The 26230-nt window shown below is 65.1% G+C and carries 33 protein-coding genes and 1 pseudogene; 6 read left to right on the top strand and 28 right to left on the bottom strand.

Translation table 11 applies throughout. From position 1 onward, the window contains the following. Positions 1–144 precede the first annotated feature (144 nt). The 12 genes from ACFSGJ_RS18005 to ACFSGJ_RS17950 form a co-directional block, all read right to left on the bottom strand. Entirely contained in the window at positions 145–384 is a 240-nt protein-coding gene (locus tag ACFSGJ_RS18005) for a DUF2274 domain-containing protein (protein ID WP_390265071.1), read from the bottom strand. A 2-nt stretch (positions 385–386) separates the two neighbouring features. Further along, entirely contained in the window at positions 387–1508 is a 1122-nt protein-coding gene (locus ACFSGJ_RS18000) for a TraB/TrbI/VirB10 family type IV secretion system protein (protein ID WP_390265068.1), read from the bottom strand. Further along, a complete protein-coding gene (trbG, locus tag ACFSGJ_RS17995; protein ID WP_390265066.1) occupies positions 1505–2533 on the bottom strand; it encodes a P-type conjugative transfer protein TrbG in 1029 nt (342 codons plus the stop codon). The genes ACFSGJ_RS18000 and trbG overlap by 4 nt, the downstream gene beginning before the upstream one ends. Further along, entirely contained in the window at positions 2530–3219 is a 690-nt protein-coding gene (gene trbF / locus ACFSGJ_RS17990; RefSeq protein ID WP_390265063.1) for a conjugal transfer protein TrbF, read from the bottom strand. Before trbF ends, trbG begins: the two co-directional genes overlap by 4 nt. Next, entirely contained in the window at positions 3216–4565 is a 1350-nt protein-coding gene (trbL, locus tag ACFSGJ_RS17985; protein ID WP_390265060.1) for a P-type conjugative transfer protein TrbL, read from the bottom strand. The genes trbF and trbL overlap by 4 nt, the downstream gene beginning before the upstream one ends. A gap of 3 nt (positions 4566–4568) precedes the next feature. Then, a complete protein-coding gene (gene trbK-alt / locus ACFSGJ_RS17980; protein ID WP_390265057.1) occupies positions 4569–4856 on the bottom strand; it encodes a putative entry exclusion protein TrbK-alt in 288 nt (95 codons plus the stop codon). A gap of 17 nt (positions 4857–4873) precedes the next feature. Beyond that, positions 4874–5656 (bottom strand): P-type conjugative transfer protein TrbJ, encoded by a 783-nt coding sequence (gene trbJ, locus ACFSGJ_RS17975; protein WP_390265054.1) that lies wholly within the window; start codon positions 5654–5656, stop codon positions 4874–4876. Further along, positions 5653–8163: a conjugal transfer protein TrbE gene (trbE, locus tag ACFSGJ_RS17970; RefSeq protein ID WP_390265051.1), complete on the bottom strand. Its 2511-nt coding sequence runs from the start codon at positions 8161–8163 to the stop codon at positions 5653–5655. Before trbE ends, trbJ begins: the two co-directional genes overlap by 4 nt. Before the next feature lie 6 nt (positions 8164–8169). Continuing rightward, positions 8170–8451 carry a VirB3 family type IV secretion system protein gene (locus ACFSGJ_RS17965; RefSeq protein WP_009573786.1) on the bottom strand — a complete coding sequence of 94 codons (282 nt, stop codon included), beginning with the start codon at positions 8449–8451 and terminating at the stop codon, positions 8170–8172. Beyond that, a complete protein-coding gene (locus ACFSGJ_RS17960) occupies positions 8451–8783 on the bottom strand; it encodes a TrbC/VirB2 family type IV secretion system protein (protein ID WP_390265048.1) in 333 nt (110 codons plus the stop codon). Before ACFSGJ_RS17960 ends, ACFSGJ_RS17965 begins: the two co-directional genes overlap by 1 nt. After that, complete coding sequence (trbB, locus tag ACFSGJ_RS17955; protein ID WP_465262143.1) at positions 8780–9730, bottom strand: P-type conjugative transfer ATPase TrbB; 951 nt, start codon at positions 9728–9730, stop codon at positions 8780–8782. The genes ACFSGJ_RS17960 and trbB overlap by 4 nt, the downstream gene beginning before the upstream one ends. 272 nt (positions 9731–10002) lie before the next feature. Continuing rightward, on the bottom strand, positions 10003–10272 hold the full coding sequence (locus ACFSGJ_RS17950; RefSeq protein WP_390265080.1) for a transposase: 270 nt from the start codon (positions 10270–10272) through the stop codon (positions 10003–10005). Between the two features lie 38 nt (positions 10273–10310). Between ACFSGJ_RS17950 and ACFSGJ_RS17945 the strand changes: the two genes are divergently transcribed. Then, positions 10311–10619: a DUF6691 family protein gene (locus ACFSGJ_RS17945; RefSeq protein WP_390265077.1), complete on the top strand. Its 309-nt coding sequence runs from the start codon at positions 10311–10313 to the stop codon at positions 10617–10619. Here the strand turns inward: ACFSGJ_RS17945 and ACFSGJ_RS17940 are convergent. Beyond that, positions 10616–11362 carry a DsbA family protein gene (locus ACFSGJ_RS17940; protein ID WP_390265043.1) on the bottom strand — a complete coding sequence of 249 codons (747 nt, stop codon included), beginning with the start codon at positions 11360–11362 and terminating at the stop codon, positions 10616–10618. The genes ACFSGJ_RS17945 and ACFSGJ_RS17940 overlap by 4 nt on opposite strands. A gap of 128 nt (positions 11363–11490) precedes the next feature. Here ACFSGJ_RS17940 and ACFSGJ_RS17935 point away from each other — a divergent pair, with 128 nt between their 5' ends. The 5 genes and pseudogenes from ACFSGJ_RS17935 to ACFSGJ_RS17915 all read left to right on the top strand — a co-directional run bounded on the left by ACFSGJ_RS17935 (position 11491) and on the right by ACFSGJ_RS17915 (position 14654). Then, the gene (locus tag ACFSGJ_RS17935) at positions 11491–12024 is read left to right on the top strand and encodes a thioredoxin domain-containing protein (protein ID WP_390265040.1); all 534 of its coding nucleotides are present in this window, start codon (positions 11491–11493) and stop codon (positions 12022–12024) included. Then, complete coding sequence (locus ACFSGJ_RS17930) at positions 12021–12824, top strand: prolipoprotein diacylglyceryl transferase family protein (protein ID WP_390265037.1); 804 nt, start codon at positions 12021–12023, stop codon at positions 12822–12824. Before ACFSGJ_RS17935 ends, ACFSGJ_RS17930 begins: the two co-directional genes overlap by 4 nt. Then, positions 12821–13162, top strand: a complete 342-nt coding sequence (locus tag ACFSGJ_RS17925; protein ID WP_390265035.1) for a L,D-transpeptidase family protein — start codon at positions 12821–12823, stop codon at positions 13160–13162. The genes ACFSGJ_RS17930 and ACFSGJ_RS17925 overlap by 4 nt, the downstream gene beginning before the upstream one ends. Before the next feature lie 3 nt (positions 13163–13165). Next, the gene (locus ACFSGJ_RS17920; RefSeq protein ID WP_390265032.1) at positions 13166–13540 is read left to right on the top strand and encodes a L,D-transpeptidase; all 375 of its coding nucleotides are present in this window, start codon (positions 13166–13168) and stop codon (positions 13538–13540) included. Positions 13541–13626: 86 nt separating this feature from the next. After that, positions 13627–14654 (top strand): annotated as a pseudogene (locus ACFSGJ_RS17915) (IS110 family RNA-guided transposase). Between the two features lie 721 nt (positions 14655–15375). Here ACFSGJ_RS17915 and ACFSGJ_RS17910 read toward each other — a convergent pair. The 15 genes from ACFSGJ_RS17910 to ACFSGJ_RS17840 form a co-directional block, all read right to left on the bottom strand. Then, a complete protein-coding gene (locus ACFSGJ_RS17910) occupies positions 15376–15804 on the bottom strand; it encodes a CopG family transcriptional regulator (protein WP_390265029.1) in 429 nt (142 codons plus the stop codon). A gap of 2 nt (positions 15805–15806) precedes the next feature. Then, complete coding sequence (locus ACFSGJ_RS17905) at positions 15807–17792, bottom strand: conjugal transfer protein TraG (protein ID WP_390265026.1); 1986 nt, start codon at positions 17790–17792, stop codon at positions 15807–15809. Positions 17793–17819: 27 nt separating this feature from the next. Beyond that, a complete protein-coding gene (locus ACFSGJ_RS17900) occupies positions 17820–19574 on the bottom strand; it encodes a relaxase/mobilization nuclease domain-containing protein (protein WP_390265023.1) in 1755 nt (584 codons plus the stop codon). Positions 19575–19817: 243 nt separating this feature from the next. Then, positions 19818–20582 (bottom strand): lytic transglycosylase domain-containing protein, encoded by a 765-nt coding sequence (locus tag ACFSGJ_RS17895; protein WP_390265021.1) that lies wholly within the window; start codon positions 20580–20582, stop codon positions 19818–19820. 2 nt (positions 20583–20584) lie between these two features. Continuing rightward, positions 20585–20920: a DUF736 domain-containing protein gene (locus ACFSGJ_RS17890; RefSeq protein ID WP_390265017.1), complete on the bottom strand. Its 336-nt coding sequence runs from the start codon at positions 20918–20920 to the stop codon at positions 20585–20587. A 67-nt stretch (positions 20921–20987) separates the two neighbouring features. Then, positions 20988–21530, bottom strand: a complete 543-nt coding sequence (locus ACFSGJ_RS17885) for a S26 family signal peptidase (protein ID WP_390265014.1) — start codon at positions 21528–21530, stop codon at positions 20988–20990. Further along, positions 21527–22048, bottom strand: a complete 522-nt coding sequence (locus tag ACFSGJ_RS17880; RefSeq protein WP_390265011.1) for a DUF2840 domain-containing protein — start codon at positions 22046–22048, stop codon at positions 21527–21529. Before ACFSGJ_RS17880 ends, ACFSGJ_RS17885 begins: the two co-directional genes overlap by 4 nt. Next, positions 22045–22299 (bottom strand): ribbon-helix-helix protein, encoded by a 255-nt coding sequence (locus ACFSGJ_RS17875; protein ID WP_390265008.1) that lies wholly within the window; start codon positions 22297–22299, stop codon positions 22045–22047. The genes ACFSGJ_RS17880 and ACFSGJ_RS17875 overlap by 4 nt, the downstream gene beginning before the upstream one ends. Further along, positions 22296–22949, bottom strand: a complete 654-nt coding sequence (parA, locus tag ACFSGJ_RS17870; protein ID WP_390265005.1) for a ParA family partition ATPase — start codon at positions 22947–22949, stop codon at positions 22296–22298. The genes ACFSGJ_RS17875 and parA overlap by 4 nt, the downstream gene beginning before the upstream one ends. Continuing rightward, a complete protein-coding gene (locus tag ACFSGJ_RS17865; protein WP_465262142.1) occupies positions 22946–24025 on the bottom strand; it encodes a replication initiator protein A in 1080 nt (359 codons plus the stop codon). Before ACFSGJ_RS17865 ends, parA begins: the two co-directional genes overlap by 4 nt. 115 nt (positions 24026–24140) lie before the next feature. Further along, positions 24141–24422: a helix-turn-helix transcriptional regulator gene (locus ACFSGJ_RS17860; protein ID WP_390264999.1), complete on the bottom strand. Its 282-nt coding sequence runs from the start codon at positions 24420–24422 to the stop codon at positions 24141–24143. Between the two features lie 137 nt (positions 24423–24559). Beyond that, entirely contained in the window at positions 24560–25069 is a 510-nt protein-coding gene (locus tag ACFSGJ_RS17855; RefSeq protein WP_390264996.1) for a DUF2285 domain-containing protein, read from the bottom strand. Further along, the gene (locus ACFSGJ_RS17850) at positions 25026–25334 is read right to left on the bottom strand and encodes a transcriptional regulator domain-containing protein (protein ID WP_390264994.1); all 309 of its coding nucleotides are present in this window, start codon (positions 25332–25334) and stop codon (positions 25026–25028) included. Before ACFSGJ_RS17850 ends, ACFSGJ_RS17855 begins: the two co-directional genes overlap by 44 nt. Positions 25335–25440: 106 nt before the next feature. Then, the gene (locus ACFSGJ_RS17845; protein ID WP_390265074.1) at positions 25441–25710 is read right to left on the bottom strand and encodes a DNA -binding domain-containing protein; all 270 of its coding nucleotides are present in this window, start codon (positions 25708–25710) and stop codon (positions 25441–25443) included. Between the two features lie 99 nt (positions 25711–25809). Continuing rightward, positions 25810–26058 (bottom strand): helix-turn-helix domain-containing protein, encoded by a 249-nt coding sequence (locus ACFSGJ_RS17840; RefSeq protein WP_390264991.1) that lies wholly within the window; start codon positions 26056–26058, stop codon positions 25810–25812. Positions 26059–26230: the final 172 nt, after the last annotated feature.

Below are 26230 nucleotides of genomic sequence, written 5' to 3'. Positions count from 1 at the left end.
GCTTCAGCCGCTCCATCTGCTCGTCCGTCAGCCAGAAAAGATTGCTCATCATGCCCCCCGTCAGCGCGGAGCGCTTGAATCACGCAGGGGCGGCGACATCAAGCCAATCAATGGGTCCTGACCCTAGGAACGCGGCCAAAAACTTCACGTTGTCGACTTCGAACTCTGCCTTGCTCTCCGCGCCTTCGCAAACCCCCGATCGGTCGCCATGAACCGCTCCAACATCGGCACGATCAGCCGGACAGGATCGGCAACAGGCTGGCCTATCTCTCGCCCCAGCACCTCTGCATAGGCGACAAGATCGCGATGAACAGACGCGGGCAATTCCACTGTCACCTTCACCGGCTTGTCATCGGGCAACGGCCCAAGCTTCAGTTTCGACATGATCAACCTCCTGCGGGCTCGAATACCAGATCGCGGGTGACGATGATCCTGACCGGGAACCCCGGACGGATGGTCAGCGTCGGCGCGACCTGCAACTGACGCTGGACGATCTGCTGGCCGGCCTGTTTGATCGTGTCCACGGCCCCATCGCGGATCGCCTGGACCAGGCGGTCTTCGTCATCGGTGGCGAGGTCCGCGCCGATCGCGAGCAGCGTGGACAGACCCGCCGCGCGCATCAGCTCCCACCAATGATAGTCGACGCCATCTTCGAGGCCGGCATAGCCGCTCGCATCCGCGCCTGGCAGACGTTCGAGAACAATGGATTGACCGCCGGGCAGGATCAGGCGGTTCCAGACCAGCAGAACGCGGCGTTGGCCGAACGTCACACCGTCATCGTATTGGCCGATGATGCGGGTTCCCTGCGGGATCAACAGCAGCGATCCGGTCGGGCTGTCATAGACATTCTCGGTGACCTGCGCGGTGATCTGGCCCGGGAGATCGGAGCGAATGCCAGTGATGAGCGCGGCGGGTATCACCGCTCCCGCCTGAAGGATGTACGGCGAGGCTGGCGGCTGAATGCGATCCGATGCGACGGTTTGCCGGTCCACCGGACCGTTGAGGAAACCCGTATGCCGGCTGCCCTCGGGTTGTTCGGTGCTACCCAGGCCCGGAAGGTTCACGCCGACCCCGGCCGTCGTCGCCCTGCCAGACGCGGTCTGAACGAAGACCCCGCTCAGACGCGCGGCTTCCTCCTCTGCCCTGCGCTGCTCCGCGTCCGGATCGACGGTCGGGCCCACAATCGGCGGAGGGCCTACGGGCACTCCCCGCTCCTGCGCGTCGAGGATCGGCCGCCCGAGGTCACCGGGCAGTGCAGGTCCCAGAACCGGTCCGGTATAGTCGGACGGCAGCCCTTCCAGGCCGTCCGCTGCCGGTCGATTGTCGATGGAGTAGAGTTCTCCACCTCCCGACCCTGCCTCACGGGTCTGGAGCGCATAGATCAGCGCACCCCCGATACCCAACAGCGCGACCGCTCCGACACCGGCCAGAACCTTGCGCGACAGCCGGGTCACGCGCGGCGGATCGGCGCGCAGACGCATCGGAGTCGCAGGATCGGTGTCACTCATGACGCCCCTCCCCTTCGCGCATCCCCCTCCGTCCGCGCATCCGCCTCGCGCTCCTCCATGCGCACGATCCGGACCACCTGCTGGCGGTCTCCTGCTCCCAGCCGAAGCTCGGCGGCGCCGAAGAGGCGATCCACGATCAGCACGTTCTGATGGATACGGCTGTTGACGATCTGCGGTTCTCCATCGGCACCGAGCACGAAGAGCGGCGGCATCTCGCCCTGGGCGATACCAGCCGGGAAGACGACATAGACGCGACGGCCGTCGTCGAAGACCGAAACCGGGCGCCAGGGCGGGCTTTCCCCCTGGATCTGCAAGCCGTACCGATGATTGCGGGCCGACGGCGCCGGGATGGTCGGCGCGGTTGCCACAGCCTGTCGCCCACCACGGGGCGCTGCCGGATAGGCCCAGGCGACCGACGGCATGTAGAGCGCCTCGCGGGCACGCAGCTCGATCGTATAAACCCGCCTGTCAGTGCTGATCACCAGATTGGTCGAGATGTCGTCCCGCGTCGGTTTGACGAGGATGTGGACGCGGGCGGTGGATCCGGCCCCGCTCTCCGTGTCGCCGATGATCCAGCGCGTGGTATCCCCCGCGGCAATCGGGCCTGCGCCGGTCAGACGTTCGCCCGGCTCGAGTGCGATGTTGGTGATCTGACCGGGAGCGGCGTAGACCTGATAGAGCGCGCCTTCCGACCAGGGATAGATCTGGATCGCATTGTAATAGCCCTCGCGGCGCGGTTCGACCCGGGCGGCGGCATTGGCGTTTTCGATACGTCCGGTCGGCGTGCCCGCCGCCGCTCCGCCATGCGCCACTGTCCAGACCGGCGGCGTGTGCAAGGGACGAGGACGTTCCTCGGCAGCCGAGGCGGGCGGAGTGGGCAGCGGTGGCACGGACTCGTCGTAGCTGAATTCCGGCACCGGGTTTCTGGCGCACCCCGCCAGCACGGACGCGGATAGCAGCAAGGCCACCAAGGTGGGCTTATTGACACCCGGAGACCTGTTTGCATGAAGATGCAGTTCAGTCATTGGCTCATCTCCCGCGACCAGGAGATCGCATTGACATAGATTCCGAGGGGGTTGGCGCGCAGGCGCTCGGCGCTGCGCGGAGTCTGGATCACGACGGTCAGGATCGCGGTCCAGCGCTCGGTCGTAGAAAGCTGGCCGTTCTCGTAGTGGCGTTCAGTCCAGGCGACGCGGAACGATCCCGGCGAAGCCCGGATGACGGAGGACACCTCGACGGCGATCTGTTGACGGCCGACGCGGGTGAACGGGTCGTTGGCGCGGGCATAGTCGTTCAGCGCGGCCGCCCCACGATCCGTAGTGAACTCATAGGCGCGCAACCAGTTCTGCCGCACGATAATCGGATCGGCGGGGATCGACCGGACCTGTTCGATGAAACGACCCAAATGGAATGCGATCTGCGGATCGGTCGGCTCGTAATCGGCGGAGGCCGGAGCGACAGCCTGGGCCTCGCCGAGCGCGTCGACCTGAACGACCCAGGGCACGACGGTGCCACGCGCGGATTGCCAGACCAGGGCGCCGGCAAATCCCGCCGCGAGGATCAGGCTGCCGAAGGCCATGTAGCGCCAGTTGCGGGCCTGAACGCGGGCGGAGCCGATACGCTCGTCCCAGACCTGCGCTGCCCTCTGGTAAGGCGTTTCTGGTTGATGCGTCTTGCCATAATGCGTGGCGGAACGCCTGAAGAGGTTCATGAGCGATCCCTTTCGGAGAGATTGACGGAGGAGCCCGAGCCGTGGCTGTCACCCGACCGGACGGCATGGGCGGCAGCGCGCACACCATGGCTCACGGCCTGGTTATGGCGCATGCGCTTCGCCCAGGCTGGCAGGCCATCGGAGGCGGACAGGCTGGAAGAAGGCTCGGGTGTCGCTCCGCCGACCGTGCCCATCGAGGTGGTTCCGCCCGTCGCCGCAACACCGCCCTTTACGCCCTCGGCGTAGCTGGACTGGATCCCGCCAGCCGCGCGAGAAGACGCCTTCTTGAGCGGTGATGCCGTGGCAGCGGCCCCGGCGCGCGCCACACCAGCCATCCCGCCGGAGAGACCACCTCCACCCATCGAGCCGAGCGTGTAGGCGCTCGAGGCAGCACCCGCGGCGGTGGCACCGCCGCGTGCGACGGCGGCGCCTCCGGAGAGTACTGATCCGGCTCCGCGTGCTGCGAGCATGGTCGCCCCTCCGGCCCCGATCGCAGCGCCACCAACGGCAAGGCCGGTGCCTATGGCCGCCCCCGCGCTGAGTTGGGGCCCGCCGGACACCAGACCCGAAGCGATGCCGGGGCCGAAGATACCGAGGCCCAGCAGAGACAGGGCGGCCAGAACAATCGCCATGGCGTCATCGATGGTCGGCGTCACGCCGCCGAAACCTGCGGTGAACTGGCCGAAGAGCGTCGATCCGATGCCGATGATCACGGCGAGGACCAGAACCTTGATGCCGGACGAGATGACGTTGCCCAGCACGCGCTCGGCCATGAAGGCGGTCTTGCCGAAGAGGCCGAAGGGGATCAGCACGAAGCCCGCGAGGGTCGTGAGCTTGAACTCGATCAGGGTGACGAAGAGCTGCACCGCGAGGATGAAGAAGGCAAGGATCACCAGCACCCAGGCGAAGAACAGGCAGAGGATCTGGACGAGGTTCTCGAAGACCGCGACCCAGCCCATCAGATCGGAGATGCTTTCGAGCAGCGGCCGTCCGGCCTCGAGCCCGGTCTGGGCGACGCGGCCGGGGCGCAGGAGATCGGCGGCGGAAAACCCGGTGCCCGAGGCCATCAGACCAAGGCCCGCGAAGCTCTCGAAGATGATGCGGGCGAGGTTGTTCCAGTTGGAGATGATATAGGCGAAGACCCCGACAAAGAGCGTCTTCTTCACCAATCGGGCAATGATGTCGTCATCGGCGCCCCAGGCCCAGAACAGGGCCGCCAGCGTCACGTCGATGACGATCAGCGTGGTGGCGATGAAGGCCACCTCACCCCCGAGCAGCCCAAACCCGCTGTCGATGTAGCTGGTGAAAATGCCCAGAAAGTTGTCGATGACGCCGGTTCCACCCATGGCTCACTGATCTCCCGGACGCTGCGGCGCTTCGGGTGCAGGCGTCCGACCGAGGAACCGGTCACGGCTCTCGGCCCAGGCGGCGAGGCAATCGGCATCGCTGGCAGCGGCCTCCCCAAGTTGCTGGCACCGGCGCAGTGTCGCGCGGAGAGGATCGGCAGACGGCTGGAACGCGGGCGCGATACTGACCGGCGCGGGCCCCTCCTCTCGCGTGACCTCGATCACCGTGGCGGTGATCGCGATCGCCACGAACACGATGGCCGTGATCCGGGCCAACACCTTCCCCTCCATCGTCTCCCCTCCTGGCCTTAGTTGAACATCTGCGCGTTACCGGGCTGGTAGCCCGCGCCGGGCGTCAGGAAGCGCTCGCGCTGGATGCGGCCCTGTTCTGCAGCGGTGGCGCGCTCGGCCTCGGTCAATCCATTGGCGCGGCCGTTTGCCGAGATCACCGCGATCAGGTCCGAGAGCTGCTGCGATTGCAGTGCGAGGAGCTGGTTACCTGCCTGCGTGGCCTGCAGGGCGCCAACCGCGTTCTGGCTCTGCCCCACAAGCGCGGACATCTCGGCGCGGTTGGCATCGATATTGCCGACGACACCGGCCTGCACGCGCATGGCATCCTGCAAGCCACCGACGGTGTTCTCCCAACGGGACCGGGCCTCGGCGATCAGTTGCTGGTCGGTCGCCGTCAGGGAAAGGTTGCCATAATCCTGCTGGAACATCTGGTCGATGCTCTGCACATCGAAGGCGATGTTCTGCGCCTGGGCCAGGAGTTGCTGCGTGCGGCTGACGTTCTGCTGGATCTGCTGGAGCGCGGAATACGGCAGGTTGGCGAGATTGCGCGCCTGGTTGATCAGCATCTGCGCTTCGTTCTGGAGCTGTGCGATCTGGTTGTTGATCTGCTCCAGAGCGCGCGCCGCCGTTAGGAGGTTCTCGGCATGGTTGGTCGGGTCGTAGACGATGAAAGGCCCCCCGCCGATGCCGAAGAGCGCATGGGCGGGCGGCGCTGCGATGGGCGACATGGCCATGGGCATCGCCAGCGCGAGGGCGAACAGCGACGGGCCGGCGAACCGAAACGTGATCTTGCGGGTCATGATGTGATCTCCTCTTTTTTCAGGGCAGGTTCGGCGTCCCCAACAACAGCGGTGGCCGGAGAGGCCCCCTCTGCGTCGGTGGCGAGATTGGTGAGGCCGGGGATCAGGTCGGTCGCCCAATCGAGGCCATGCGCCTTCAGCCAGGCGACGAGGAACCCGTCTCTCCCGTGCTCAGCACCGATCTCAGCAATCAGCGCCTGATCCGACTTGGCCGATGCCGCGCAGAGGGCCAGTCCGACATCGCTGAGGCCCAGCTCGAACAGCCGGTTGCCGCGCCGCGACTGACAATAGTAGTCGCGTTTGGGCGTGGCCCGCGCGAGGATCTCGATCTGCCGATCATTGAGGCCGAAGCGGCGATAGGTGGCAGTGATCTGGGGCTCGATGGCCCGCTCGTTCGGCAGCAGGAGCCGCGTCGGGCAGCTTTCGATGATCGCAGGCGCGATGGCGCTGCCGTCGATGTCGCTGAGGCTCTGCGTCGCGAAGATCACTGAAGCGTTCTTCTTCCTCAGCGTCTTCAGCCACTCGCGCAGCTGCTCCGCGAAGGCATCGTCATCGAGCGCGAGCCAGCCCTCGTCGATGATGAGCAGCGTCGGGCGTTCATCGAGCCGATCGCCGATCCGGTGGAACAGGTATGAGAGGACGGCGGGCGCCGCGCCGGTTCCCACCAGCCCCTCGATCTCGAAGACCTGCACATCCGCCGATCCCAGCTGTTCGGCCTCGGCATCGAGCAGCCGGCCATAGGGTCCACCCACGCAGTATGCGCGTAGCGCCTGTTTCAGGTCGTTGGACTGCAGCAGGACCGCGAGGCCTGTCATGGTCCGCTCACCCATAGGGGCCGAGGCCAGCGAGGTCAGTGCCGTCCAGATATGTTCCTTCACATCCGGGGTGATCTGAATGTTCTCGCGCGTCAGGATGGCGACGATCCAGTCAGCCGCCCAGGCGCGCTCCGACGTCTCGTGAATACGGGCCAGCGGTTGCAGCGAGACGGAGCTCTCATCCGCGTCGGTCAGCTCACCGCCGAGGTCATGCCAGTCGCCGCCCATTGCGAGCGCGGCGGCGCGGATCGAGCCGCCGAAGTCGAAGGCGAAGATCTGGCTGCGCGAGTACCGCCGGAACTGCAGCGCAATCAGCGCCAGCAACACGGATTTGCCGGCGCCGGTCGGACCGACGACGAGGGTGTGACCGACATCCCCGACATGCAGAGAAAACCGGAACGGGGTGGAGCCTTCGGTCCTGGCGTAGAGTAACGGAGCGTCGCCGAAATGCTCGTCCTGCGCCTCGCCCGCCCAGACCGCCGAGAGCGGGATCATATGGGCGAGATTCAATGTGCTGATCGGTGGCTGGCGGACATTGGCATAGGCATGCCCAGGCAAGCTGCCGAGCCAGGCATCGACGGCGTTGACCGTCTCGACCATGACGTTGAAATCACGGGACTGGACGATCTTCTCGACCAGCCGCAGCTTCTCGTCGGCGCGGCGGACGTCCTCGTCCCAGACCGTGATCGTGGCCGTGACATAGGCCATGCCAGCCAGATCCGCGCCGAGTTCCTGCAAGGCAATATCTGCGTCGGCGGCCTTGTTCGCCGCATCGGTATCCACCAACGCGGATTGCTCGTTGGTCATCACCTCCTTGAGGATCGCGGCAATAGACTTACGCTTGGCAAACCACTGACGACGTATCCGGGTCAGCAGCTTCGTCGCATCCAGCTTGTCCATGACGATGGCCCGGGTCGACCAGCGATAGGGAAAGGCAAGCCGGTTCAACTCGTCGAGCAGGCCCGGGGTCGTGGCACCAGGAAAGCCGGTGATCGTCAGGACGCGGAGATGATGACTACCCAGGCGCGGTTCCAGCCCGCCGGCCAGTGGCTGGTCGGGCAAGAGCGCGTCAAGATGGATCGGCACCTCGGGCACGCACACGCGGTGCCGGTTGGTCGAAATCGTCGAATGCAGGTAGGTGAGCGTATCGGCGTCATCGAGCCAGTGGCAGTCCGGCATGAAACCGTCGAGCAGCGCCAGCACACGATCCGTTCGGTCGATGAAGTCGCGCACCTGTTCCCAGGGGTTCACGCCCGAGGTTTCGCGGCCCTCGTAGAGCCAAGATTCTGAGCGTGCCGCATCCTCGGCGGGCGGAAGCCAGAGGAGGGTCAGGAAATAGCCGGATACGAAGTGGCTCCCCTCCTCCTCGAATTCTGCCCTGCGCTCGGCATCGACCAGCGCAGAAGCCGCATCCGGAAAGATGCTCACCGGATAGGTCGCAGCCTCAGAGCGCTGCGCTTCCACGAAGATCGCCCACCCGGAACCGAGGCGGCGGAAGGCGTTGTTCAGCCGTCCTGCCACCGCGACCAGTTCGGCCGCGACGGCGCTGTCCAGATCGGGCCCCCGAAATTTCGCCGTCCTCTGAAACGAGCCGTCTTTGTTGAGGACCACGCCCTCCCCGACCAGCGCCACCCAAGGCAGGTAGTCGGCGAGGCGCGACGCGGTGCGGCGGTATTCTGCGAGATTCATCATGGGAGTTCACACCGAGAGATGACCGGGAATGCGCAGATGGCGGCGGGCGACCTCGACGAAGAGCGGATCGCGCCTCGCCGCCCAGACGGCGGCGATGTGGCCGACGGCCCAGATCAGGATCCCGACAAGCCAGAGCTGAAGCCCGAGGCCGACCGCACCGGCGAGCGTGCCATTCAGAATGGCGACCGAGCGTGGTGCGCCGCCGAGCAGGATCGGCTCGGTCAGCGCGCGGTGAACCGGCACGCTGAACCCCGGCACCGCGTCGAGGGCCTCGAAACTCACCGCCATCAGATCAACGCTCCGCCACCAAAGCTGAAGAAGCTCAGGAAGAAGGACGAGGCCGCAAAGGCGATGGAAATCCCGAAGACGATCTGGATCAGCCGCCGGAAGCCACCGCCGGTATCGCCGAAGGCCAGCGTCAGACCGGTGACAATGATGATGATCACCGCCACGATCTTGGCCACCGGCCCCTCGACGGAGTCGAGGATGGATTGCAGCGGCGCTTCCCAGGGCATGGAAGAGCCGGAGGCGTGGGCAGCCGGAGCGATGAACAGGCTGACATAGGTGGCGGCGACCGCAGTGGCGATGTGCTGGCAGATGCGCAGGGCGTGACGGATCATGCGGGATCTCCTTGTCCGTGAGGGATGGCGGGGTCTGAAATGACGGATGAAATCCGGTAGTCGCCGTCCGGCCCGAGGCCCTTGACGCGGGCGAGTTCCGCCAGACGACGTGCGGAGCCGCGTCCGGACAGGACGGCCACGAGGTCGATGGTCTCCGCGATCATGGCGCGGGGCACGGTAACGACAGCTTCCTGGATGAGCTGCTCGAGACGGCGCAGCGCGCCGACCCCGGAACCGGCATGAATGGTACCGATCCCACCCGGGTGGCCGGTGCCCCAGGCTTTGAGCAGGTCCAGCGCCTCGGCGCCACGCACCTCACCGATCGGAATACGATCGGGGCGCAGACGCAACGAGGACCGCACCAGATCCGACAGGCTGGCAACGCCGTCCTTGGTGCGCATCGCCACGAGGTTCGGCGCGGCGCATTGCAGTTCTCGCGTGTCCTCGATGATCACGACGCGATCTTGCGTCTTCGCTACCTCGGCGAGCAGCGCATTGGTTAACGTGGTTTTGCCGGTCGAGGTGCCCCCCGCCACCAGGATGTTGGCGCGGGTGGCGACCGCCTGGCGCAGCGCCTCGGCCTGCATCCCGGTCATGATTCCGGCGGTGACGTAGTCGTCGAGGGTGAAGACGGCGACGGCGGGTTTGCGGATGGCGAAAGCCGGAGCGGCGACCACGGGCGGAAGCAGCCCCTCGAAACGCTCACCGGTTTCCGGCAGTTCTGCGGAAACGCGAGGGGACAAGCTATGAACTTCGACGCCGACATGGTGCGCGACCAGTCGAACGATGCGCTCGCCGTCCGCTGCGCTCAGCATCTTGCCGCTGTCGGCAAGCCCCTCGGAAAGTCGGTCGACCCAGAGCCGCCCATCGGGGTTGAGCATCACCTCGACGGTCATGGGGTCGTCCAGAAACCCGGCGATCGCCGGCCCGAGCGCGGTGCGCAGCATCCGCGCGCCTCTCCGGATCACCTCTGGTCTCTGATCGGTCTTCGCCATGCCGGCCCCGCTCCTTTGCGGGCGCCTCCAACAGGCCGCCCTGGATCGGGGTCGATTAAGAAAGCCGTAAGTGCCTAAGGCTCAACAGGTTTCCGAGAGGCGTAGTAGCGTGGCGTGTAAAGACAGGAAAACGGCGAAATGAATCGCGCCGGGTTTGCCGGCAACTGTATTCAGGTTGGCCGAACTTTTCGGAAGTACGTACCGTCCGCGACCATGCCGTTGAGCTACCTGAGCAGCTTACTGGCCGTTGCGGTCAGTGCGGCTTTCACCGGTTTTCCTGCCTCCTGTAGCATCAGCCGGAATGCTCCAAATGTCGCCGAGTGGCGGGACGCATGCAGTGCGGCGAGATAGAGGGCGGCCCTGACGGTTGCCCTCCCGCCCCCGAGGACCCGTCTTCCGTTGCCCTGACCGCTATCCCGGGCAAACCGCGCAAGGTCGGCGAGAGCCGCTATCTTTCGGTGAACGGTTGTGCCGATCTTCGGCAACGCAGCCATGAAAGTGGCAGCGACGATAGTGCCGACACCGGGCACCAATTGCAGGTGGCGAGCCATCTCTGGCCTTCGTCATGATCAGGGCAAGCGTCACTGCCTTCGCCGGTTATCGCCGAGTCTGGCGCCGGGACCGGCCAATCCTGATGGACATCTTCGATCTCATCTCCGCCCGTCGCATCGACGCGTCGCTCCTCGGTGGTGTCGCGCTCTTCGGGATCGGCTGGGGCATCGGCGCGTTCTGCCCCGGTCCCACTTGGTCGGCTCTCGCCGACGGCGCGCCCAGAACACTGGTCTTCGTGCCCGCCATGCTGTCCGGGCCCTGGATCGCCAGACGTGCGCGGCGGATTTAGGCCTCCTCCCGCTCCAATCGTGCAAGCGCCCTGAGACGCCCTTCGCCGATCTCGCCCTGGACCAGGGTGCGGCCGACAACGAGGGCCGGCGTCCCGATTAGTCCGAAGAGCCGGGAGAGCGCGCGCGTCCGCTCGAGCGCCATCGTGACGGCGGGGGTCTTCATGACCCGCGCGATGTCCGGCCAGGACAGCCCCAGATCCTCCGTCAACTCTTCCATATTGCGTGGCGTCACCCGCATGGCCGTCTGCTTCAGCCTGTCGTGCAGGGACGTGGCGTTCCCTCCAAATTCTGCGGCGATCACCGCACGTGCAGCGATATCAGAGGCCTCCCCAAAAATCGGCCAATGGTGATACGTCAGGTCGATCTCGCCCGCCGCTACGAGGCTCTCAAGATGGCCCGACAGGATGCGGCAGTAAGGACAGTAATAGTCGAAGAAATAAGCCACCGACGTCGCTTGGGACGCTGAACCGTCGAAGAGGGCGTCCCGCGGCGCGTCGGCAATCTCTTTCATCAGCCCAAGAGGAAGAGGATCGGTGGGGTCGAGACCGACCATGAAATCGAAGCCCCCTCCCGAGGATGTGGTGCCGCCGCCTGACGCGAGCCGGCGAAACCCGTCCGGCCGGTCCAAATCGACGAATTCGAAACCAGCAAGCCGGTCGCGGAGATGAGGAAGGGCCCTGAACCCGCCAACCCAGAGCGCCGCACCTCCGCCCACGAGAAGAAGCTGCCGCCGCGTTGCCATGTGTATCCTCCGGTTGGTCTTATGAAGGCGCAGTTGCCGCAACGACCTTAAGAGAAGCTTACGTGCAAAAATACGCCCATCCGCACGATCCTAAGTTTGGCATAAGGTTGCCGGCCGAGATTGAGCCCATGACACGCATCGCCCTCTTCGTCGCTTTCCTCATGTCCTTCGCGGCCCCAATGGTCGCACAGTGTGGCACGCCCCTTCATCCGAGTGAGACGTTCCGGCTGTGCGCTCAGATCGAGGAGGGAGACCCTCTGGGTCCGCTCGCGATCCTCACCGGCGACATGTCGGTCAATGCCCCTGAGGCCGTCTTCGCCAACATCACGGATGGTGCCGGGCTCGAAGGCGCACTCGACGCCGCGACCGGCCTAAGCATGGTCTACGTCACTGCAGACTGGTGTAAGTCCTGCCGGGTGATCAAACGGCACGCCCTTGCCGATGCCGACGTGCAGGCGGCCCTTGCCAGCCTCGTCCCCATCTCGGTGGGCGTCTCGGATTTCGGCCGCGCATTGCAGGCGCTCCTCGACGAGCTCGGCTCCGTCGGCCCGCCGACCATGGTGTTCCTCGACAGCGAGCGACGCGAGGTCCCCGGCACCCGACTCTTAGGCGAGGTTGGTCCCGTCGACATGCTGGGCTCGCTCGCTGGCGTGTCGCGATGAGCGCTGTGCAGATCGGCTCCCTCCTCTTCGACGGAGCCCGCTTCGCCGCGATCATGGCGGCCCTCGCCTTCGTGATCGTCGCAGGGCTCGTTGCACGATGGCGCGGCGCGGACGTGCCGGTCTTCGGCCTGCTCATCGCCTGGGTCGTCTTCGCGCGGATCGGATTCGTGGTTGAGAACTGGGCCACGTTTGCTGCCGATCCGCTTGATATCTTTGCTTTATGGCAAGGGGGCTTCTCGGTTCGGTCGGGAGCGATCGGTTTCATCGGTACAGCTCTCATCGTAGCGGCACGTCGATCCGGAATGGTCGCGCCGATACTGTCCGGTGCGCTTGTCGCGGCTCTCGCCGGATCGATCGCGCCGTTCCTGATCGCTTCCGATGGCGGTAGCGGCCTGCCCGATACCCCGTTCCTTACCTACGAAGGCCCGCCGGTTGTGCTCTCGGAACGTGCCGGACGCCCGCTCGCGATCAATCTCTGGGCGACGTGGTGCCCGCCGTGTCGCCGCGAGATGCCGATGATGATGGAGATCGCCGATCGAGCCGAAGGCGTCGATGTGGTCTTTGCCAACCAAGCCGAGACGCCGCCCCGGATCGCCGGATTCCTCGACGATGTGGACCTTCCCGGCGAGGGTATCCTGCTCGACCCCGAGGGTGATCTTCTCGGTGGCCTCGGAGCGATGGGGCTTCCGACGACGCTGTTCTACGATGCGGACGGCCGGCTCGTCGCGGCCCATACTGGCGAGATCTCCCGCGCCGAGTTCACATCACGTCTCGAAAACCTCGGAGGAGAGATCCGATGATCCGACCTATCCTCGCGCTTGCAGCCGCGCTTGTTCTCGCGGCCTGCGCCCGCCCCGAACCGGAGGTCGCAACTATCCCGGTTGCGCCCCAGATCGATCTCGGAATCCTGCAGATGTACGGGGCGGTCGACGATGGCGAGACGATCATTCCCGCCGTCGACGCGCGGTTCCTGTCGGAGCGCAACGCCCGGCAGGAAGTCGATTACTGGACGGAAGAGTCGCCCGGGTCCATCGTCGTCGATCCCTACGAGCGGTTCCTTTATTATATCCTCGAGGGCGACCGGGCGATCCGTTACGGCATCGCGGTGGGTGAGGCGGGCCGTCAATTCGACGGTTAGGCGGTGATCCCCTATCAGCGCGATTGGCCATCCTGGACGCCGACTGAGAACATGATCTCGCGCGAGCCGGACATCTACGCGCCGCATGCCGGCGGCATGGAGGGCGGGCTCGACAATCCGCTCGGGGCGCGCGCGCTGTATCTTCACCAGGGCGGACGCGACACGCTCTATCGCATCCATGGCACGTCACAGCCTTGGACGATCGGTCAGGCCGCGTCGTCGGGCTGCATACCGCTCTACAACCAGGACATCGTCGATCTGGCCGACCGCGTCCGAAGCGGTACACGCGTCGTCGTCCTCTCGCCCGAGGAATCGGGGCACGGAACGCGCCCGCCGGGGTCACTTCCCCCAACCCAAATCGGAACGGAGCTCTACTGATGCCGACGGCTCTGATGGTGTGACCGCCCCTCGACGGCATCGATGTGCCAAGGTGGGTCTGCGATGATCCACAGGAGGGAGCGGTCATGTCGGAGATTATCACAATCGGGCTCGATCTGGCGAAGAATGTATTCCAGCTGCATGGGGCCGACGGGTTGGGGCGCGCGGTGCTTCGCAGGAGGCTGCGACGTGGTCAGGTGCTCGAGTTTCTCGGCGGCCTGCCGTCTTGCACCGTTGCGATGGAGGCGTGCGGCGGGGCCACCATTGGGGGCGGGAGATCGGGCAGCTTGGCCATCAGGTCCGATTGATCCCGCCGGCCTATGTGAAGCCGTTTGTGCGGCGGCAGAAGAATGACGCGGCGGACGCCGAAGCCATCTGCGAGGCGGCGCAGCGTCCGAACATGCGCTTCGTGCCGGTGAAGAGCGAGGAGACGCAGGGTGCCGCTGCGGTGTTCCGGGTGCGCGAACTTCTGATCCGGCAGCGCACGCAGACGAGCAACGCGCTCCGCGGCCACCTGACCGAGTTCGGCGAGGTCGTCCCGCAGGGCGCCGCAAGCGTGCGCCGACTGATCACGGTGATCGAGGAGCCCGGCAGTCACCTGCCAGAGGCGGCACGCGCGACGTTGCAGCTCCTCGTGGATGTCCTGCGCCATCTCGACGAACGGATCGCCGGGCTCGATGCGGAGATCGCCCGCCGGGCGCGGGAGAGCGACTTGGCACGACGGCTGATGACGATCCCCGGCATAGGCCCGTTGATCGCCACGGCGCTCGCGACACTGGCTCCGCCGCCGGAGCACTTCCGCCGGGCACGCGACTTCGCGGCATGGCTCGGTCTTACACCTCGGCAGCACTCGACCGGCGGGAAACAGCGTCTTGGGGCGACGACCAAGATGGGGGAACGCTCGCTCAGGCGGCTGCTGATCATCGGTGCCAACAGCGTCATCATCAAACGGCACACTCATGCCGCGGCCAGGCCCGGCACGTGGCTGGGCGGCATGCTCGCACGCAAGCCGGGAATGCTGGTGCGGGTGGCCCTTGCGAACAAGATGGCGCGGATCGTCTGGGCGCTCATGGCCCGCGGTGGCGTCTACAGGGCTCCGGTCGTGGCGGCGTAGTCCGCCTCGGCAGGGGAACGTCGGAGCGTAAGAGGGCCAGGAGCAGTATAGCGCAATCGTCGTGAGACAGGGTCGGGACACCCAGGGTGCAACAGAGTGCCACCGAGCACGCGGCTTTGATCTGGGCCCGATCCTCGACCACCACACGGGCCCGCGGCACCAACGGCCGCATTTTAAGGCCGGATACATGTCAGCACCCGACAGCGCGTCAGACGAAGCTCCGAAAATTCCTCTTGCGCATGGGGCGGTTATACATGTTGTACAAATCCTGTGAGGAATTCATCTCATGCATCCAACGTGGCAGCTGGAATGCACGAGCAGCCCCCCCCCGACCTACAGGACCGGAAACTGGCCAGCCTATAATGAAGCGCTCAAGCGCCTGGGCTCGCTAACCATCTGGTTCAATCCTAACAAGACTTGAGATGCCTCGCAGACAGGCAGGCGCGACCGCCCGCGGACCTACAGCTACGCCGCTACCCGGCCGTCACCATCAGGGCGGCGACCGCCAAAGGCGCTTCATTGTTAACGATGTCACGAGGGTTTGAGTAATCGACAACTCCGAAGAAATTTACGGAAAAGACGCGACTATGGTCTGCGAGAGAGGATCCTATCCGCCGCTTACAAAATTTGCTGGCTGGTCCTTAGATGTCACTGAAACATTTTCGCTTCGTATGAAATTCGCGTTGCAGCAAGATGTTGAGCCCCTTATCGCGCCAATCAACTACCCGCCGCGCCCCCCCACATCTTCCGACACCTCCTGCCGCAGCTTCGGCCCCTGGGCCAAGCGCCGACCGAGAGCCGCGATAAACGCCTCGTAGCGCTCCCCAGCCTTCGCCCGCGCAGCTTTCGCTGCGGGCTCCGGCAGCGCGGGTGTTGTCGCAAGCCAGAAACGAATGAACACGACCAGGCTTTCGACGGAGATCCCGACATCGCGTTCCAGCCGGGTAATGCGCCTGTCGATCTGATCCAGGCGTCGAGCCAGAACCGCCTCGCGGCGCTCTGCATCATCCGGAGAGAGGAAGGATGCGATCGCGGCCTCGGCCACCATCGATTGGGATCTGTCGCGCCGGGCGGCAAACTCCGCCAGCATCTGCATGACCTCGGGATCGAGATAGACCGAGATCTTGGTCTTCTTGCGGCTCGATGTCATGATCAAAGCTCCATGCCGTCATCGGGGTTAAGGGAGATCTGGCGCGCGACACCGCGCATCTGGTGCATGATGCGCCGATTGCGGATGGCGCCATCTTCCTCATCCTCGGGTGGATCGAATTCAAACTCGTTCTCAAGAGGCGTCTGCCTATCGGCCGACCGAGTCTGCGCCAGCTCCGGCTGAAGACGGCGCTCTGACGCAGTCGGGTCCTCATCTTCCGGTCCCGTCTCGGAAACTGGCTCGAGCTCGTTGTCCTGGGTTGGAACTGCCAGACTGCTCCAGTCATCCTTCCCCGAGGTGTCCACATCCACCAAGTCGGGTGGCGGCAAGACCCGCTCGGTGAACCGCGTATCTTCGTAATACCGTGCCTTTGTCGCGCGGATCGGGGGCGTGCCGGCCACCATGACGATCTCTTCGGATGGCGGCAGTTGCATGATTTCTCCGGGGGTGAGCAACGCCCGCGCAGTTTCCGACCGGGACACCATGAGATGGCTGAGCCAGGGCGCCAGACGGTGCCCGGCATAGTTCTTCATCGCCTTCATCTCGGTGGCGGTGCCGAGGGCGTCGGACACCCGCTTGGCCGTACGCTCATCATTCGTCGCGAAGCTCACCCGGACGTGGCAATTGTCGAGGATCGAGTTGTTCGGGCCGTAGGCCTTCTCGATCTGGTTCAGCGACTGGGCGATGAGGAAGCTCTTCAGCCCGTAGCCCGCCATGAAGGCCAGCGCGCTCTCGAAGAAATCCAACCGGCCAAGCGCCGGGAACTCATCGAGCATCAGAAGCAGCCGATGACGGTCTTCCTTGCCCTGCAGATCTTCGGTCAGCCGTCGGCCGATTTGGTTGAGGATCAGACGAATGAGCGGCTTGGTGCGATTGATGTCAGATGGCGGCACCACGAGATACAGCGTGACGGGGCGCACTCCCCCGACAATGTCACCGATCCGCCAGTCGCAGCGGCGCGTGACCTGCGCGACCACGGGGTCGCGATAGAGTCCAAGGAAAGACATCGCCGTCGACAGCACGCCAGAACGTTCATTCTCGGACTTGTTGAGTAACTCGCGGGCGGCACTGGCGACCACGGGATGCGGCCCCGCCTCGCCCAGGTGCGGCGTCCGCATCATGGCGCGGAGTGTGGACTCCACGGGACGCCGCGGGTCGGACAGGAAGTTGGCGACGCCAGCCAGCGTCTTGTCCTTCTCGGCATAGAGGACGTGCAGGATCGCCCCGACGAGCAGACTGTGGCTGGTCTTCTCCCAGTGGTTCCGCCGCTCCAGGCTCCCCTCGGGATCGACAAGGATGTCGGCGATATTCTGGACATCGCGAACCTCCCACTCCCCACGGCGCACTTCGAGCAGGGGGTTGTAGGCCGAAGAGTTCGGATTGGTGGGATCGAAGAGCAGGACCCGACCGTGCCGGGCCCGGAACCCTGCGGTCAACTGCCAGTTCTCGCCCTTGATATCATGAACGATGGCCGAGCCGGGCCAGGTAAGAAGCGAGGGTACGACGAGCCCTACCCCCTTGCCGGAGCGCGTCGGCGCGAAGCAAAGCACATGTTCCGGCCCATCGTGGCGCAGATACTGCCGCTCATAGCGACCGAGGACCACGCCATCCGGGTCCAGCAATCCAGCCGCCTTCACCTCGCCCTTCTCGGCCCATCGGGCTGATCCATAGGTCGCGACGTTGCGGGCCTCGCGGGCACGCCAGACCGACATGGCGATGGCCACACCGATCGCGATGAAGCCCCCCGAGGCAGCGATGATCCCGCCTGTCGCGAAGACCGGCGGCGCGTAGGCCTCGTAGAAATACCACCACCAGAAGACGGCGGGAGGATAGTAGATGGGCGTCCCGAACAACACGAACCAGGGTGGGCCCAGCTGTGCCTGATAGCCAAGGCTCGCGGCCACGTATTGCGTTGCGCCCCAGGTGGTGGCCAGAATGATGAGGAAGACGATGGAGATCTGCCCCCAGAGGATCTTGGTCGCGGACATGACTGTCGCTCCTTTCCGGTGTGTTGATCAGAGACCGAGGCCGCGCTTACGACCAAAGTCCCAGTCCACCCCGCCGTCCGCGCGCGCGACGCCGGTGACATCCCGGCCGAGGTGCTTTTCGAGAGAGGGGGACCAGGGCACCAGCTGGAAGCCGAGCGCGCCGTCGGCACCGCAGCCTTCGATCATCGCAAATCGCCCCGAGGCCAGCGCGAGACGCTGGCGATAGAGACCGCTGACGTAGTCGCCAGCATCCGCCTTGTTGAACGGCAACCCGGGCTCCCCCGAGAGCTGCTCACCAACCGCCTGCAGCTCGCGATCGCGCAAGGTTCCAAGCAGGCGCCGGGCAAAGACCACGCTGCCGCCCCGCCGCTCGGCCAGCCCTTCCGTGACCAGGTGCTCGGCCCGGGCTTCCAGGGCCTCCCGGACCTCGGCACCAAACCCCTGCTCCGACAGGGCGAGCGGATCCCGCGCGATGGCCTGCCGGTCGAGCCAGGTGGCCCCGGACGCGGTCACCTGCGCAGCAAGGTCCAGGTCGGACCGAGCCGCCAGTGCAACGCGACGCTGGCCGCGCGCATCGTCATAGGTGCGGAGTTCCACGATCGAGCCTGGGGCGCTGTCGCCGGCGGCGTCGAGATGGGGCAGACGGATATGGTGGCTCCGGCCATCGACACCATCGACGACGGCATAGGCTGTCCCTTTCAGTTCGTCATCGAGGCCCCGCTGGACCAGACGACCGATGACAGGAACATCGAGGCTCTCTGCGGCAATGACGTAACTCGAGGATCCGCGCTCGATCCCCCGGTCCGTCAGGGCACGATGCATCCGCTTGATGATGTCGCCACGCTCCCCCATCTCCCGCAGGACTGCCTCGGCATCGTCCCTGAGGTGCCATTGCGACCCTCCGATCTGGTCGGCGACGCCGAGGACTTCCAGTCGGCGCAACCGCCCGACCTTCAGTGTGTGAAACGCATCCGGCTGCCGATCCCCATCCGGCGCCATGTCGACGATGCGCGAACCTCCGGCATCCCGCAGTAGCTGACGATCGAGCTGCGTCCAGCGCTCGGCCTCGATCTGACGTTCAAGCGTCTGGCGGATCTCGAGATCGCTGCGTGGACCCAGTTCCTGGGTGATGAGATCCCGTACCCTGTCGCGCATCCCCTCCTTGATGTAGTCCCGCGAGATCACGAGATCCTGGCCGTCGTCGCGCACGCCCCGGACGATCAGATGGACATGCGGATGGGCGGTGTTCCAGTGGTCGACGCCGACCCAGTCAAGAGACGTGCCGAGATCCTGCTCCATCCGCCCGACGAGATCGCGGGTGAAGGATTGCAGGTCAGACATGTCCGGCGCGTCATCGGGCGAGACGATGAAGCGGAAATGATGACGGTCATCGCGACACCGCCCGGCGAAGGCCCGGCCTTCGGCATCCTCCGTTTCCGGACCGAAGAGCCTGGCCTTCTCCCCGTCCCGGGTCACGCCATCCCGGCGCAGGTAATCGAGGTGGGCTCCGAGAGGCACGGACGTCCCGCTGTGCCGCACCACACGCGCCTTGACCACCGCGCCGCGCGTGCGGGCGGAGATGAGGCGGTTGGCCTGAATACTGGCGCGCTGACCGCGCCCGAAACGGGACCGATTGCCCGGAGTGACGCGCCCGGCCCGCGAGACGCCACCCCCGGCCTTTTTCGCGGCAGCCAGGGCCTGTGCGACAAAGGGACGGGCCTGCTGCGCCTTTGTCGAACGGATACGCCCCGGGCGGATGCGGAACTCGCGATCATCGGGCATGGGAGATCCCCACACAGTGCGAAACACCGTTCATTTTCAGAAACTTAGGCACATCTCGCACGGTGCGAACACGCGCCACACGGTGCGGAACGCGGCGAAAACATGAACAAAAACAACCGCCCAACCGACGCGCACCGTGCGCCCTTTTATCCTGCCATCCTTCGGTCGTGGTGCCTGCCGCCACCCCTCGCGCTCTCCATGACACGCCAGCGCACGACGGGATGCGAATTGCGTTGCCGCTGCTCATGGCCGATCCCCATCGATATTGCGGGTGACGAAGAGGCCCTCCGGCTGCAAGGCAGTGAGCGATTCCGGTGCAGCCGGGAGGAGCGAAGGGGCGTCGTCCGGTGCGCGATCGGTGGACGCGGGATCGGCAGCGGACGCGCCGTTTCCACGCGCCACCAAGATCGCCGCCTCGCGCCAGCCGAACGGACGAACGACAACGGATGCCGCGCCCGATGGCTGCTCGCCGTGCAGAATGGGCGCAAGCGAAGCGACATAGGCGCGCGTCTCGGCGGGCAGCGGACGATCCGCCAGGCGGTATTCGTCGTAGCGACCAGGACCGGCATTGTAGGCCGCGAGCATCGCGGCCGCATTGCCATAGCGGTCCCACATCTCGCGCAGATAGGCCGTTCCCGCGAGGATGTTGTCACGCGGATCGAAGGGATCATGGCCTAGACCATGACGGGTGCGCAGCCCGGCCCAGGTGTCGGGCATGACCTGCATCAGCCCCATCGCACCGGCCGACGACAGCGCGCGCACATCACCCGCGCTTTCCGCCCGCATCACGGCCATGATCCATGTCGTCGGAATGCCGAAGCGCTGCGATGCCTCGGTGACCTGGGCGGCGTAGGGATGCACGGCAATTGCGTGATCGGGCGCATCGGTTTGCGCCAGAAGCGGCTGGGTGGCGGTGACCGGAAGGAAGAGGCCGGAAAGAAGAAGGAGGAGCATGCGGCGGCGGACGCCGCATCTCCCCGAAGCGGAAGGGGTGCAGGACGCGATCATCGTCAGTCCTGCTCGTCGCGTTTCTTAGGGCGGGTCCAGTGCAGCCCCCACGCCCTGCCCTCCTCATCCGACTGGAACAGGCGGGCGCGGATCGGATGCTGAAAAACCGGATCATCGAGCAGGACCGAAACGAAAGCCCCTGCGGTTTCGCCTGTGTGTTTCCAGCCCGCGCCAACCTCCGGGCCCTCCTCGTCACCGAGATGGATGCGATAGGCGGGAGCTTTCTCTGAATCGACATTGTCTGTGGGAACGAAGGTCAGCTCCAGGTCGAGAGAGAGCGTACGCAGTTGTCCGGCATAGCCAGACGGGGTGCGGGTGAATTGACCGATCTGTGGCATTGGAGGTTCCTTCCTCATGCGGTGAGTGGGATGCGGGCCGCTTGCACGTCCCGCCATGAACGCGCCGTCACCGCTCCGGCGCGTGCCAGACGAGGCGGCCATCGCCGCCCTCATCGGTGAACAGTGGACTGGCCCGACCGATCACTGCCGAGGTGGGGAACGGACCGAAGTAGCGGCCATCGAAGCTGTCAGAGACCGCCGGGTTCATCAGGAAGACCTCGCCCTCTACGATGGTGCGGCAGCCCTGCCAGACGGGAAGATCGCGGCCGTGGCTGTCGCGCTCTCGCGCCTCCCCCAGGTGTCTGCCATCGACGGTGATCGCAGCGCCGTCACGGCAGATCCGTTGTCCCGGCAGCCCGACGACGTGCTTCAGGATCGGCACATCGCGGCCGACATAGCCGCGCGCGACCATGAAACCTGCAAAGGGTTCGGGCGGCATGACCACGACCAGATCTGGCACCGCGAGCCGATCCGCCGACGCGATGGTATAGAAGCCAATCGGCACGCTGGCCGAGGCGTTCCAGACCAGCCGTGGCGCAACCGGAATGCTGCCGGCGATGACGGCGGCGAGCGCCGCAACCGCCACCATGATGCAGCGGGCACGGGTCATTTTCCGATCTCCCGGCGCCGGAGCCACGCGGCATGGCGTGCCGCCGTATAGGGTCGCGGCGCTTCGCCCGCCTTCATCCAGTGGGCGACATGGCGCCAGTGATCGGGATCGACGTCAGCGGCATCGATGCCGAGACTCTCGATTGCATCGATATGGCGCAGGACCTCTTCGACCTTGGGCCAGCCTTCGATCCTCAACAAAATCTCGCCACCGGGACGCACGAAGGGCAGCGTCTGACAGGCACAGCCGGGCGCGACCGCACGCACGATATCGATGCGCGAGACGACGGTTCCATAGTCATTCGCCGCCCAATGGACGAAGCCAAACACGGCACCGGGACAGAAGAAGACGATGCGGCGACTGCGGTCGAGGATCTGCGTTCCGGCCTCCTGACCGAACCTGATCCAGAACTCGATCCGCTTCTCCACCCAGGTCAGTTCCACGCGCGTCAGCTCGCCGCGGAAACGGGCGTCGAACGATCCGTCTCCGGTCACGCCGAGGATCACAAAGCCGGTCATTGAGGTTCTCCTTCGGGTTCCGGATATTCGCGCCCGAGCAACTCGCGCAGCATGTCAGCGACAGTGACGCCGCGGCTGAAAGCTGCGACCTTGATGCGACCGCGCAGGTCCGGGGTGATGTCGATGGTGAGCCGGGCCGTATAGATCGCCGCCGCGCGACCGTGTGCGGATGGCGCCTCGCCAGCCTTGATCCAGGTCTCGGCATCGATTGGCCGCGCGGCGAAACCACGCTTGTCATTGCGCCCGGTCATACCGCCACCTTCCCAAGACCGAGGCGCCCGACCTCAGACGTCAGCGCCGCGATCTCTCGGGCAGCATGCGATTGACGGTCGATGTCACTGGCAAGGCGACCGGTTTGCGCCGCATCTGCAAAGACGACGCGCTGACCAATCGTGCTGGCAAGCACAGGAGGATTGTGATCCGCCAGCGCCTCGGCGGTGTCCCGGGCGATGACGGTGCGCGCGCCGCAGCGGTTGAGCAGGGAGCGGGCGACAAGTTCCGGCCGATAAATGCGGGCCTCCGCAAGGAGGGACAGCATCTCGGCAGAGGCCCAGCCATCGAATGGCGAGGGCTGTACCGGGATCAGCACCAGATCGGCGGTGAGCAGCGCTGAGCGCATGAGCCCCGCAACACGCGGTGGGCCATCAATAACGACATGATCGACTGTGCGGGCAAGTTCGGGGACTTCGCGGTGCAGGGTGTCACGGGCCAGGCCGAGGGTGCCGAAGAGCCGCGGCAGACCTTCGCGGGCGCGTTGCTGCGACCAGTCCAGGGCGGAGCCTTGCGGGTCGGCATCGATCAGGGTGACACGCTTGCCCTGTATCGCCAATTCACCAGCAATATGGAGGGCCAGCGTCGTCTTGCCGGCGCCACCCTTCTGATTGAGCAGAGCGATGATCATTCGCCACCTCCCGGCAATTCGAGAGGAAGGCGGGGCGTATCTGAATGATCGGAGGCTGCTGCGACACCCTGATCGGAAGCCGTTCGCGGCACCGATGGGGCGACGGCTGCCTTCGTCTTACCGGCCTGGCTGAGGCTTTTTGCGGTGGCACGGATGAGGTTTTCCACATCACGCGCGCGCTCTTCAAAGTTAGACTCTTTGTTAGACTCTAAGTTAAGGGGGCGATTTCTTATTTCGTTTCCGTGCGTTACCCCCTGTTTGGGTTCCTGATAGCACGAGCCTTGGGTTCCCGATAGCACGATAGCCCGGGTTCCCGATAGCACGAGCCCATTCACAGGTTTTCCACAGCCCGGAGCGGGCTCGAAAGCCAGCAGTTTGCGGCCACCAACCTCTGTCTCGAGAAAAAGCGTATAGCCCGGCAGCGGCTGCCGCCGGATGATGTCGCGAAGCTCGAAGGCGAAGCGCTTGAAGGGGGACAGCGCCCCGGACTTCTGGTGAAGATGATGGAAATCGAAACGCCAGCCGTCCCGTTGCCTGCCACCATGCTTGCGCACCAGGCGATAGAGCCAACGGTCGAGCCCGCCAGTCAGGTCGAAATACGCCCGATCAATGGTGAGGACGAGCGCGTTGTCGAGCACGGCCTGGTAGAACCAGTCGGGCACGATCAACTCGATGCCGTCCGGGCGCCCCTCCCTGTTGCTTCGCTCCTGCCATTCGTTGATCCAGGAGAAGCGATGGCGGCGTCCTTCTGCAGGCTGCCGGATCGAGGTGGAGATCGTCGTCGACTGCAGACGATCCAGCGCCGCCTTCAGGCGCTGATAGTCCCGCGCACTGGTTCCGCGACCAACATAGGTGAGGATCTCATATGGGGTGGCGGCCATCAGCCGGGAGGTGCGCAGCCCCGCGTCACGCGCCTCGACGATCTGGCTCGCCGCCCAGATCAGGATGTCGGCATCCCAGATTGTGGCCATACCGTGATCGGGAACGGCCTCGACCCGAATGCAGACGCTGCCAGCGGCAAAGTCGATCGGCGCAACACGCTTAGACTTGGCGAGGGAAAAGAAGGGATAGGCCATGAGGTCCTGCGCATCTCTGGGGGCGAAGTCACCGGGCAGCGCGCGAAACAGATCGAGCTGTCCACGCTCGGAGCGGGGTTTGCGTCCGTCAGTCATGATGGTGTCGCCCCCCGCGTCAGCGCACGAAGCGGCCGGGCTGCGGGAGGTTGGGGAGCTTATGGCGCTTCGCTGGCAGCACCTGGCCACGCGGGTCGGAAGTCGAGGTGACAGCGCCGCGTTCGACCCAGGCCTGCAGGTCATCGATCGCATAGACCACACGCCCGCCAAGCTTGTGGTAGGCGGGACCGGTGCCGTAGGTCCTGTGCTTCTCCAGCGTTCGAGCCGACAGGCTGAGGAAATGCGCTGCTTCCTTGGTGCGCAGATAGCGCGGGGGAAGTTCGGTTGAGATGGCGGACATCGGGCGTCTCCCTACTGTGTGCGACCAGTGCCGCGAAACAGCGGCTGATGACGGTCACGATGGCGAAGCGCGTCCGGTCAGATGCAGTGGGAAGGTAGCAGGGGTAAATCCGCACACCGCGGCGCGGGATCGCCGACCTAGAGGCGGCGCTGGTGACGCAGGAGCTTGCGATAGCCGCCGGCGATCAGGTCACGCCCCTCGCGAAGGAGGCTGGAGACGGCAAAACGAGCCGAGGAGACCTGCCATTCATCGCGGTCCAGCTGATCGATCCTGAACAGGACCTCGGCGATCTGCTTCTGGGTCGCGCCATGGAAGGCGGCGTCGGAGGCTTGAAGGACACGCCGCAAGCGCGCTTTCTGCTGCGCAGTCAGGCGGGTGTCGCGGGGGATGGATCGACGGCGGTGCTGGTCCGCCAAGAGCCTCTGGATTGCCTCGATGCGGTCGAGCCCCTCGAGGCCGAGCGGAACGGTAGCCACAAGCCGACCGTGCTGCTTCAGGGGAACGACGAGATGCAGGTATGTTCCGTCCGGCAGCCTGTGGCGCAGGTGCTTACCAATGGGGGATGCCCGGCCCTTCGGGGCGACTATCTCACCACCGGGAGTATCAGTCTCCCCGGCGAGTGCTTCGGGGGCGACCGCAAGGACCACGGCGCTGGTATCGATTTCGGGGCGCCAGAATATCTCTGCGACAGTCGCGCTCAGACCGGGGCGAACCGGGAAAGCACAGACCCCATCGACGGCCGACCTGATCCCTCAGGTCAGCCCTCTCAGGTGGTCCCCCTGCAAGTTCTGCATAGTCATCTTGATATTCGGGATTGCGGCGCAGGCATTCCCAGCCGAGTTCCGGCGCGGCCAGATCATCGAGATAGTCATAGGCCGCCTGGTCACGCCAATTCGAGCGGTCGGGTTGCATGGCATCGCCTCTCCCCTGGGTTGATCTCAGGAAAGGATTCCGGGAGATCAATCACTTGGGAAGTCCGCCTCAAGGCATCAGGTGATGCGTGGCACGCATCACCTTCTCAGCCGGTGCGCCCCGCTGCCAATTGCCGATAGCCCTCGGAACTCAACCAGCGCGCGCGTTCAAGATGGGTATCATGGACCAGGCGCGCCCGCTCAGGCTCTTTCTGCGTATCGAGCCCCAGGATGATCTGCGCGGCCTCCTGCCAGCTCGCGCCCTCGCCGGCAGCATCGAGCAAACGCATATATTGCGTCATGTGACGACGGTCATACTCCGTCACCACGGCCCCCTGCGGCGGCACATCCTGCAAGCTGCTGATCGTCACACGCATCCCCACCGCGGCTTCTGTACAATCCTAGCACAGAAGGTTGACGTTTTCGTGAGCGCGGCAAGAGCGCAATTCCGTTCACGGCGAAACCTGCCGGAATAGTCAGCTCTTAGCGACAGCTTTCGCCTGAACATGCATCACTCCTATCCCCTGGTCGGAGTTCAGAAGCAGAATGCCATTCGCTTCGAAAGCCCGCCGAACCTGATCGCGCGTGGTCTCATAGACCTCGAGCCTGCTTTCGGACTCGAGACGTTTGAGTGCGGTCAAAGATACCCGGGCCTCATCCGCTAGCTGCTCCTGTGTCCATCCAAGAAGCGCCCGCGCGGCCCGTGATTGTCGGGCGGTGATCATGCAGATCACCTCCCATCCGGCCCGGCGCGCACGCCAGAACTACGACTTCTCTATTCGGTCCGTGCCGAGCGCACGAGCCTCATCAGTCCTCCAATCGTCAATTACATACTATAGTTGATAAACTTAAAGTGTGTAAATTGCCATCGCTTTGCGCATGGACATGCGCAAACTG

Source organism: Halodurantibacterium flavum, from assembly GCF_042681825.1.
GTDB classification, from domain to species: Bacteria; Pseudomonadota; Alphaproteobacteria; order Rhodobacterales; family Rhodobacteraceae; genus Halodurantibacterium; species Halodurantibacterium flavum.
The sequence above is the reverse complement of the archived record's forward strand: the minus strand, read 5'-3'. Positions and strand labels throughout refer to the sequence as shown.

What these genes read in the sequence shown, in the direction of transcription:
- ACFSGJ_RS17865 (WP_465262142.1), bottom strand. Translation starts at nt 24,025, where the DNA reads ATGGCCTATCCCTTCTTTTCCCTCGCCAAGTCTAAGCGTGTTGCGCCG.
- ACFSGJ_RS17890 (WP_390265017.1), bottom strand. Translation starts at nt 20,920, where the DNA reads ATGCCACAGATCGGTCAATTCACCCGCACCCCGTCTGGCTATGCCGGA.
- trbF (WP_390265063.1), bottom strand. Translation starts at nt 3,219, where the DNA reads ATGAACCTCTTCAGGCGTTCCGCCACGCATTATGGCAAGACGCATCAA.
- ACFSGJ_RS17905 (WP_390265026.1), bottom strand. Translation starts at nt 17,792, where the DNA reads ATGTCCGCGACCAAGATCCTCTGGGGGCAGATCTCCATCGTCTTCCTC.
- ACFSGJ_RS17860 (WP_390264999.1), bottom strand. Translation starts at nt 24,422, where the DNA reads ATGTCCGCCATCTCAACCGAACTTCCCCCGCGCTATCTGCGCACCAAG.
- parA (WP_390265005.1), bottom strand. Translation starts at nt 22,949, where the DNA reads ATGATCATCGCTCTGCTCAATCAGAAGGGTGGCGCCGGCAAGACGACG.
- trbG (WP_390265066.1), bottom strand. Translation starts at nt 2,533, where the DNA reads ATGACTGAACTGCATCTTCATGCAAACAGGTCTCCGGGTGTCAATAAG.
- trbE (WP_390265051.1), bottom strand. Translation starts at nt 8,163, where the DNA reads ATGATGAATCTCGCAGAATACCGCCGCACCGCGTCGCGCCTCGCCGAC.
- ACFSGJ_RS17910 (WP_390265029.1), bottom strand. Translation starts at nt 15,804, where the DNA reads ATGACATCGAGCCGCAAGAAGACCAAGATCTCGGTCTATCTCGATCCC.
- trbK-alt (WP_390265057.1), bottom strand. Translation starts at nt 4,856, where the DNA reads ATGGAGGGGAAGGTGTTGGCCCGGATCACGGCCATCGTGTTCGTGGCG.
- ACFSGJ_RS17880 (WP_390265011.1), bottom strand. Translation starts at nt 22,048, where the DNA reads ATGACCGGCTTTGTGATCCTCGGCGTGACCGGAGACGGATCGTTCGAC.
- ACFSGJ_RS17960 (WP_390265048.1), bottom strand. Translation starts at nt 8,783, where the DNA reads ATGATCCGTCACGCCCTGCGCATCTGCCAGCACATCGCCACTGCGGTC.
- trbB (WP_465262143.1), bottom strand. Translation starts at nt 9,730, where the DNA reads ATGCTGCGCACCGCGCTCGGGCCGGCGATCGCCGGGTTTCTGGACGAC.
- trbL (WP_390265060.1), bottom strand. Translation starts at nt 4,565, where the DNA reads ATGGGTGGAACCGGCGTCATCGACAACTTTCTGGGCATTTTCACCAGC.
- ACFSGJ_RS18000 (WP_390265068.1), bottom strand. Translation starts at nt 1,508, where the DNA reads ATGAGTGACACCGATCCTGCGACTCCGATGCGTCTGCGCGCCGATCCG.
- ACFSGJ_RS17895 (WP_390265021.1), bottom strand. Translation starts at nt 20,582, where the DNA reads ATGATCGCGTCCTGCACCCCTTCCGCTTCGGGGAGATGCGGCGTCCGC.
- ACFSGJ_RS17935 (WP_390265040.1), top strand. Translation starts at nt 11,491, where the DNA reads ATGACACGCATCGCCCTCTTCGTCGCTTTCCTCATGTCCTTCGCGGCC.
- ACFSGJ_RS18005 (WP_390265071.1), bottom strand. Translation starts at nt 384, where the DNA reads ATGTCGAAACTGAAGCTTGGGCCGTTGCCCGATGACAAGCCGGTGAAG.
- ACFSGJ_RS17925 (WP_390265035.1), top strand. Translation starts at nt 12,821, where the DNA reads ATGATCCGACCTATCCTCGCGCTTGCAGCCGCGCTTGTTCTCGCGGCC.
- ACFSGJ_RS17930 (WP_390265037.1), top strand. Translation starts at nt 12,021, where the DNA reads ATGAGCGCTGTGCAGATCGGCTCCCTCCTCTTCGACGGAGCCCGCTTC.
- ACFSGJ_RS17875 (WP_390265008.1), bottom strand. Translation starts at nt 22,299, where the DNA reads ATGACCGGGCGCAATGACAAGCGTGGTTTCGCCGCGCGGCCAATCGAT.
- ACFSGJ_RS17900 (WP_390265023.1), bottom strand. Translation starts at nt 19,574, where the DNA reads ATGCCCGATGATCGCGAGTTCCGCATCCGCCCGGGGCGTATCCGTTCG.
- ACFSGJ_RS17940 (WP_390265043.1), bottom strand. Translation starts at nt 11,362, where the DNA reads ATGGCAACGCGGCGGCAGCTTCTTCTCGTGGGCGGAGGTGCGGCGCTC.
- trbJ (WP_390265054.1), bottom strand. Translation starts at nt 5,656, where the DNA reads ATGACCCGCAAGATCACGTTTCGGTTCGCCGGCCCGTCGCTGTTCGCC.
- ACFSGJ_RS17840 (WP_390264991.1), bottom strand. Translation starts at nt 26,058, where the DNA reads ATGATCACCGCCCGACAATCACGGGCCGCGCGGGCGCTTCTTGGATGG.
- ACFSGJ_RS17965 (WP_009573786.1), bottom strand. Translation starts at nt 8,451, where the DNA reads ATGGCGGTGAGTTTCGAGGCCCTCGACGCGGTGCCGGGGTTCAGCGTG.
- ACFSGJ_RS17885 (WP_390265014.1), bottom strand. Translation starts at nt 21,530, where the DNA reads ATGACCCGTGCCCGCTGCATCATGGTGGCGGTTGCGGCGCTCGCCGCC.
- ACFSGJ_RS17850 (WP_390264994.1), bottom strand. Translation starts at nt 25,334, where the DNA reads ATGCAACCCGACCGCTCGAATTGGCGTGACCAGGCGGCCTATGACTAT.
- ACFSGJ_RS17845 (WP_390265074.1), bottom strand. Translation starts at nt 25,710, where the DNA reads ATGCGTGTGACGATCAGCAGCTTGCAGGATGTGCCGCCGCAGGGGGCC.
- ACFSGJ_RS17950 (WP_390265080.1), bottom strand. Translation starts at nt 10,272, where the DNA reads ATGGCTGCGTTGCCGAAGATCGGCACAACCGTTCACCGAAAGATAGCG.